The following is a 7,032-nucleotide window of genomic DNA, read 5'->3' as shown; positions in this document are numbered from 1 at the left end:
ACTTTGCCGCTGGCAAGATCACGCTGGCCGACCTGGCCAAGCATGCCACCGGCAATGTGCCCAAGCAGATCAGCGGCCGCCAGGAAGCGTACGAAAACCTGATCAATCAGTATCTGACGCGTTGATGATTGCCATAGCACGCGCTTCGTTTTTTTAACGAAGCGCGTGTGCAACGAATGCCAGCAGTGCAGCTGCGTGCCACCTACAACAGTGCCACCGTCTGCAATGGCTGACAACGTGGCGTGCGGTAAGCAGGTGAGTGAACGCATACCCGCAATCCCGGCGCGTTACATGCAGGTCTGTGACATGACCACGTCCACCTTACAGCGATGCAGTCGTCTGATCGCTATGTTGGCTCGGCCGCATCGTCAGCTGTCGGTGCGGCCACCGAATCCCGCTTGACCAGCAGGTGCGCGACCACATGATCGACCATCTTCGCCGTGCGCTCCTTGGCGCGAATCGTCTTCAGCAAGATGTCCAGCGCGGCATCGGCCATGGCGGCGATGGGCTGCTGCACGGTGGTGATTTCGGGCCACACCGCAGTGGCTGCAGAGGTGTCGTCGAAACCGACCACCGACAGATCGCGTGGCACATCCAGCCCACGCCGATGCGCGACCGAGATTGCCGCTGCGGCCATATCGTCGTTACTGGCGAAGATGGCGCTGGGGCGGCGTTTGCGCGCCAGCAGTTTTTCTGCGGCCACCAAGCCGGATTTGTAGGTGTAATCGCCCGGCTGCACCAGATGCCGATCCAGACGCAGGCCGGCGTCTTCCAATGCCGCCTGAAAACCTTCGAAGCGCCGCGTACTGGCGGACAGGTTCGGATGCCCGGCGATGTAGCCGATGCGCGTATGCCCTTGTGCGATCAAGTGTTCGGTGATCTCTTTGGCGGCAGCAAATTCGTCGATGCGCACACAGGCCACATCCGGGCTGAAATGGTTGGAAGCGATCGCCACCACCGGCACCTTGGCGCGCACCAACTCCAGCACAGCGGCTCTGGATTCGCACAAGGGCGGCGGCAGGATCACACCGGCAACGCCTTTGGCGAGCTTGCGCGCGGCCCTGCGTTCGGCATCGGCGTCCAGGTCGTCCCAGCAGTCGATCACCAGCTGGATCGAGGTGCGCGAGGCAACCCGCAACACGCCCAGCAGCAATTCGCGCAAATAGGCGCCGCTGGGATCGCTGTAGATCAACGCGATGCGCGTGCTCTGCGCGGCGGCCAATGCGCTGGCAGCAAGATTGGGCGTGTACCCCAGCTTGTCGACCGCACGCATGACCCGTTCGCGGGTGGCATCGCGCACACTGCCGGTATTGTTGACCACGCGCGAGACCGTCATCGGCGACACCTTCGCCAGCGCCGCCACCTCATCGATGGTGGTCGCGCGGCTGGTGCGGCGGACCGATTTCCTGACCTTCTCCAAGCGTGGCCCCTTCAAATGCGTGCGAAAGCTGCGGGATGCACAGGCGCGGCTGCAGTCACGCAGGCGCCCAGTGCAGGGATGACGGTGCAAGCCATGGTACCGGGAAGCAGGCAGAGCGGTGATATGCGCCTGCATGCACGCGTTACGCTGGAGCATGCCGCATGAGCGGGCCTGACATAAAGCGGCATACCGCCGCTGTGTGTGTATTTCCGCCGCAGTGGTTGCTATGGCTGACGCTACTGTGCGGCGGCCTGCTGGCTACCGTCAGCGCACGTGCGGAGGACGGCTACGATTTATGGTTGCGCTACCAACCGTTGGCCAATGCCGCGCAATTGCGTGACAGTGCCAGCCAGTTGGTGGTCGTTGGCGACTCACCCACCCTGCACGCAGCACGCGATGAACTGGCGCGTGGCCTGCAGGGATTACTGGGAAACACGCCGCTACACGTGGACGCGGTCACGCGTGATGGCGCGATTGTGTTGGCCGCCGCCAGCGCGCCACAAATTGCTGCGTTAAAGCTCGATACGCGTCAATTGGGGCGCGAGGGCTATCTGATTCGTAGCGTCCGCTTGGATGGCCATCGCATTACCGCCATTGTCGGCGGCAGCGATATCGGTGTTTTATACGGTGCATTTCACCTGTTGCGTCTGCTACAGACCGGGCAATCGCTCGCAGCATTGGATGTGCGCCAATCGCCACGCCTGCAACTGCGCATGCTCAATCATTGGGACAATCTCGATGGGCTGGTGGAACGTGGCTATGCTGGTGCATCGCTGTGGAACTGGCAGACGCTGCCCGGCTATCTGGATCCGCGCTACACCGACTACGCACGTGCGAATGCGTCGCTGGGCATCAATGGAACCGTGCTCAACAACGTCAATGCCAAGGCGTGGAGCCTGACGCCGCAATATCTGGATCAAGCCGCGGCACTGGCGCAGGTGTTTCGCCCCTATGGCATTCGTGTGTTTCTCAGTGCGCGCTTCAGTGCACCGATCGAAATCGGCGGTCTGAAAACTGCCGACCCGCTGGACCCGCAGGTGCAGCGCTGGTGGCGCGACACAGCCGACGCCATCTATGCGCGCATCCCGGATTTTGGCGGGTTTCTGGTCAAGGCCAATTCCGAAGGCCAACCCGGCCCGCAGGACTATGGACGCAGCCACGCCGACGGCGCGAACCTGCTGGCCGACGCACTGGCGCCGCACGGCGGGGTGGTGATGTGGCGCGCGTTCGTCTATTCGCATGAGCAGCCGGACGACCGCGCCAAGCAGGCGTATAGCGAGTTCGTGCCGCTGGACGGCGCCTTTCGCGACAATGTGATTGTGCAGGTAAAAAACGGCGCCATCGACTTCCAGCCACGCGAGCCGTTTCATCCATTGTTCGGTGCGATGCGCAAGACGCCGTTGATGCCGGAGTTCCAGATCACCAAGGAATATCTGGGCTTCTCCACGCATCTGGCCTATCTGGGCACGCTGTTTTCCGAAACCCTGCAGGCCGACACCTATGCGCGCGGCAAGGGCTCGACTGTCGCAAAGACGGTGGATGGCAGCCTGTTCGCCGACGCCAAGCGCACACGGCTGACTGGCATTGCCGGCGTGGCCAATATCGGCGCCGATCGCAACTGGAGCGGCTCGATCTTCGATCAGGCCAACTGGTATGCGTACGGGCGGCTGGCGTGGGACCCGCAACTGTCGCCGCAGGCCATTGCGCAGGAATGGGCACGCATGACGTTCTCCAACGATCCGGCCGTGGTCGAGCCGGTGGTCGGCATGATGCTGCGGTCGCGCGAGGCAGTAGTGGACTACATGACCCCGCTCGGCCTGCATCATCTGATGGGGCGCGGCCACCATTACGGACCGGCGCCGTGGGATGCCGGGAGCGAACGCCCGGATTGGGACCCGGTGTATTACCACCGTGCCGACCGCAACGGGATTGGCTTCGACCGCAGCGCCAGCGGCAGCAATGCCGTTGCGCAATATGCGCCACCGGTGGCGCGCGTGTTCGGCGACGTGCAGCGCGTGCCCGAGCCTTTGCTGCTGTGGTTCCATCATGTGCCGTGGGATCACCGCATGGCCTCTGGCAGGCCGCTGTGGGATGAGCTGGTGTGGCATTACGACCACGGCGTGAGTGAGGTGGCTGCGATGCGCACGACCTGGCAGGGCCTGGCCGGCAAGGTCGATGCACAGCGCTACCAGCAGGTGGCCGCTTTCTTGGCGATCCAGCAGCGTGAGGCGCAGTGGTGGCGCGATGCCAGCATCGCTTATTTTCAACGTGTATCCGGTCGCCCGCTGCCTGCAGGCGTCAGCCCGCCGACGCATCCGCTGGCGTATTACCAGGCACTGACATTTCCATATGCACCGGGGAATCCGAAGTGAGCGCATGTCGCATAAAGCTATTGATCGGGACGTTATCGGCGTTGCTGCTGCCGCAGCTTGCCAGCGCTGCGGATGCACGGCTGCTGCATCCTGTGTTCCAGGACCATGCGGTGCTGCAACGTGATGCGCCGATTCACCTGTGGGGCGATGCGGCGCCAGGCGCGCGTGTCACCGTGCAATTGGACACTGCGCAGGTGCAGGCGCGCGCAGACCGGCAAGGCCACTGGGAGGCACGCTTGCCCGCGCATGCCGCCGGCGGCCCGTACCGCCTGAAGGCCAGCGCTGCCAACGGTGTGGTGCAGCAGATCGATGATGTGCTGATCGGCGATGTCTGGCTGTGTTCGGGGCAATCGAACATGGAACTGCAGGTGTATCGCTCGCTGGATTCGCGCAGCGAGATTGCCGATGCCGAGCATCCCACCATCCGCATGTTCAAGGTGCCTGCGCAATCCAGCCCGACACCCCAACGCGGTTTCGGTGGCGCTGCAAGCTGGCAGCGCACCACGCCGGAGACGGTGAAAGACTTTTCGGCCGCGTGTTACTACTTCGCGCGTGAGCTGCAAAAGAGCGTCGATGTGCCGATGGGTTTGATCAACGCCTCGTGGGGCGGCTCGCAACTGCAGGCCTGGATCGGCAACAAGGCGCTGCGTGCAGCCGGCGACGATGGCCCCGCACTGGATGTGCTGGCGCGTTACGCAACCGATCCGGTTGCGGCCGCACCGCGGTGGGCCGCGCTGTGGGAAACCTGGTGGCATGCGCATGGCGAAGGCGAGCCGTGGCAGCCGGATGCGCCCGGCGACTGGCAGAACGCGCCGCCGGCAATGGGCGCGTGGGACGACTGGGGCGTGCCGCAATTGGTCGGCTTCAACGGCATGGTCTGGTACCGCACCAGCGTCGAACTGACCCAGGCACAGGCCGCACAAGACGCCACGTTGCTACTCGGGCCGGTGGACGAACTGGACCAGACTTGGGTCGACGGCCGTGGCGTGGGCAGCAGCTACGGTGCTGATCAGCCGCGTCGCTACGCGCTACCCCGTGGACGGCTGCATGCCGGGCGCAACAGCATCGTGCTTAATGTGCTCAACACGTATCGGCGCGGCGGTTTGCTGGGCGATGCGCAATCGCGCGCGCTGCAGTTTGCCGATGGCAGCACGCTGGCGCTGGACGCGCCCTGGCAATACCGCATCGTGCCGCAGGCGCTGGGCACGCCACCGCGTGCGCCGTGGTCGTCGGCTGCCGGGCTGACCACCTTGTACAACGGCATGATCGCGCCGCTGGGGCAGCTGGGCCTGCGCGGCGTGCTGTGGTACCAGGGCGAATCCAATACCGGCGATGCGGCGCACTACCCCGCGTTGCTGAGCGCATGGCAGCGCGACTGGCGGCAGCGCTTCGGCGCGGAGCTTCCATTGCTGCTGGTGCAGCTGGCCAATTACGGTGCACCGCCCACCCAACCGAGCGAAAGCGGTTGGGCGCAATTGCGCGAGGCGCAGCGGCGCTTCGTTGCCAACGATGCACACGCAGGGTTGGCGGTGGCGATCGATATCGGCGACCGCTACGACATCCACCCGGCCAACAAGCAGGAGCTGGGTCGGCGCCTGGCGCGTGCAGCGCGGCATGTAGTGTATGGCGACGCGATTGCCGCCTCCGGGCCGGTGCCGCGCAGCGCTCACCGCGACGGCGAAAGCGTGCGCATCGGCTTCGACGACGTCGACACCACGCTGCTGAGTTACGGCAACGACGCGCCGATCGGCTTCGAGCTCTGCGGCGATGCTGCCGGCAGCTGCCGCTATACCAGTGCAACGCTGTCCGCGCGCGAAATCCGCCTGCGCATTCCTGCCGACGTGCAGGCCACGCGGGTGCGCTACTGCTGGGCCGACAGCCCCGTGTGCACCCTGTACGACCGCAGCGGCCTGCCGGCCGGCCCGTTCGAACTTCCCATCACCGCCACTTCTTCACCCTGAGCGAAATCACGATGTCACAGACTTCCGACTCCCCTGCACCGCTGCAAGGTTCTGCCCGCGATCGCGAGATCGTCGAGGCACGCGTCATCGTCACCTGCCCGGGGCGCAATTTCGTCACCTTGAAGATCCGCACGCGCTCGGGCATCACCGGCGTGGGCGATGCCACACTCAATGGGCGCGAACTGGCGGTGGCCGCGTACCTGCAGGAACACTTGGTGCCGAATCTGATCGGCCGCGATGCGGGACGCATCGAAGACATCTGGCAGTTTTTCTACCGCGGCGCGTACTGGCGGCGCGGACCGGTGACGATGAGCGCGATTGCCGCAGTGGATGTGGCGTTGTGGGACATCCTGGGCAAGATGGCTGGCATGCCGCTGTACCAGTTGCTTGGCGGACGCTCACGCGAGGGCGCACTGGTGTACGGGCATGCCAACGGGCGCGATATCGCCGAAACCAGTGACGAAGTGGGCCGCTTCCGCGAGATGGGCTTTATCGCCATCCGCGCGCAATGCGGCGTGCCCGGCATCAAGAAGACCTACGGCATTTCTGTCGGCGGCAAGCCGTATGAACCGGCGGAAAGCGAGCTGCCCACCGAAACCGTGTGGTCCACACCGCGCTATCTCGGCGTGGTGCCCAAGCTATTTGAGCAATTGCGCAGCGATCACGGCGATGAGATCGAGCTGCTGCACGACGCCCATCATCGACTCACGCCGATCGAAGCCGCGCGCCTGGGCCGTGATCTGGAGCCATACCGGTTGTTCTGGCTGGAAGACGCCACCCCGGCAGAAAACCAGCGCGCATTCGACATCATTCGCCAGCACACCGTGACACCGCTGGCGGTGGGTGAAGTGTTCAATTCGATCTGGGACTGCAAGCATCTGATCGAGCAGCAACTGATCGATTACATCCGCACCACGATTGTCCACGCCGGCGGTATCACCCACGTACGCCGGCTGGCCGATTTCGCCGCGCTGCATCAAGTGCGTACCGGCTTCCACGGCGCCACCGATCTCTCGCCGGTGTGCATGGGGGCGGCATTGCACTTCGACACCTGGGTGCCCAATTTCGGCATCCAGGAATACATGTTCCATTCCGACGAAGCCAATGCGGTGTTCCCGCATGACTACGTGTTCCGCGATGGTCGCCTGCACTGCGGCGAGACACCGGGGCATGGGGTGGACATCGACGAAACGCTTGCAGCGAAGTATCCGTATGTGCCCAAGCAGTTGCCGATCGCGCGTCTGGAAGACGGCGCGATGTGGGACTGGTGATGCGCGCG

At 64.3% G+C, this 7,032-nt stretch carries 4 protein-coding genes; 3 read left to right on the top strand and 1 reads right to left on the bottom strand.

All coding sequences use genetic code 11. The features are described from left to right. Window positions 1–346: 346 nt before the first annotated feature. Window positions 347–1,420, bottom strand: coding sequence for a LacI family DNA-binding transcriptional regulator (locus tag NX05_RS02470; protein ID WP_039430764.1), 1,074 nt, complete (start codon window positions 1,418–1,420; stop codon window positions 347–349). A 161-nt stretch (window positions 1,421–1,581) separates the two neighbouring features. On the opposite strand from NX05_RS02470, the gene NX05_RS02465 reads away from it, so the two are divergent. From NX05_RS02465 to manD, 3 genes are read left to right on the top strand one after another with little or no spacing between them, the layout of a single operon-like run. Beyond that, a complete protein-coding gene (locus tag NX05_RS02465; RefSeq protein ID WP_052239561.1) occupies window positions 1,582–3,792 on the top strand; it encodes an alpha-glucuronidase family glycosyl hydrolase in 2,211 nt (736 codons plus the stop codon). Then, window positions 3,789–5,753, top strand: coding sequence for a sialate O-acetylesterase (locus NX05_RS02460; RefSeq protein ID WP_039430759.1), 1,965 nt, complete (start codon window positions 3,789–3,791; stop codon window positions 5,751–5,753). Before NX05_RS02465 ends, NX05_RS02460 begins: the two co-directional genes overlap by 4 nt. 11 nt (window positions 5,754–5,764) lie before the next feature. Further along, window positions 5,765–7,024 (top strand): D-mannonate dehydratase ManD, encoded by a 1,260-nt coding sequence (manD, locus tag NX05_RS02455; protein WP_039430756.1) that lies wholly within the window; start codon window positions 5,765–5,767, stop codon window positions 7,022–7,024. The last annotated feature ends 8 nt before the right edge of the window (window positions 7,025–7,032 follow it).

It is taken from the genome of Xanthomonas vasicola, assembly GCF_000772705.2.
Classification (GTDB): domain Bacteria; phylum Pseudomonadota; class Gammaproteobacteria; order Xanthomonadales; family Xanthomonadaceae; genus Xanthomonas; species Xanthomonas vasicola.
This window is presented reverse-complemented; position numbering and strand designations above follow the sequence as displayed.

Coding starts and splice junctions, on each gene's coding strand:
- NX05_RS02465 (WP_052239561.1), top strand. CDS start 1,582: ATGAGCGGGCCTGACATAAAGCGGCATACCGCCGCTGTGTGTGTATTT.
- manD (WP_039430756.1), top strand. CDS start 5,765: ATGTCACAGACTTCCGACTCCCCTGCACCGCTGCAAGGTTCTGCCCGC.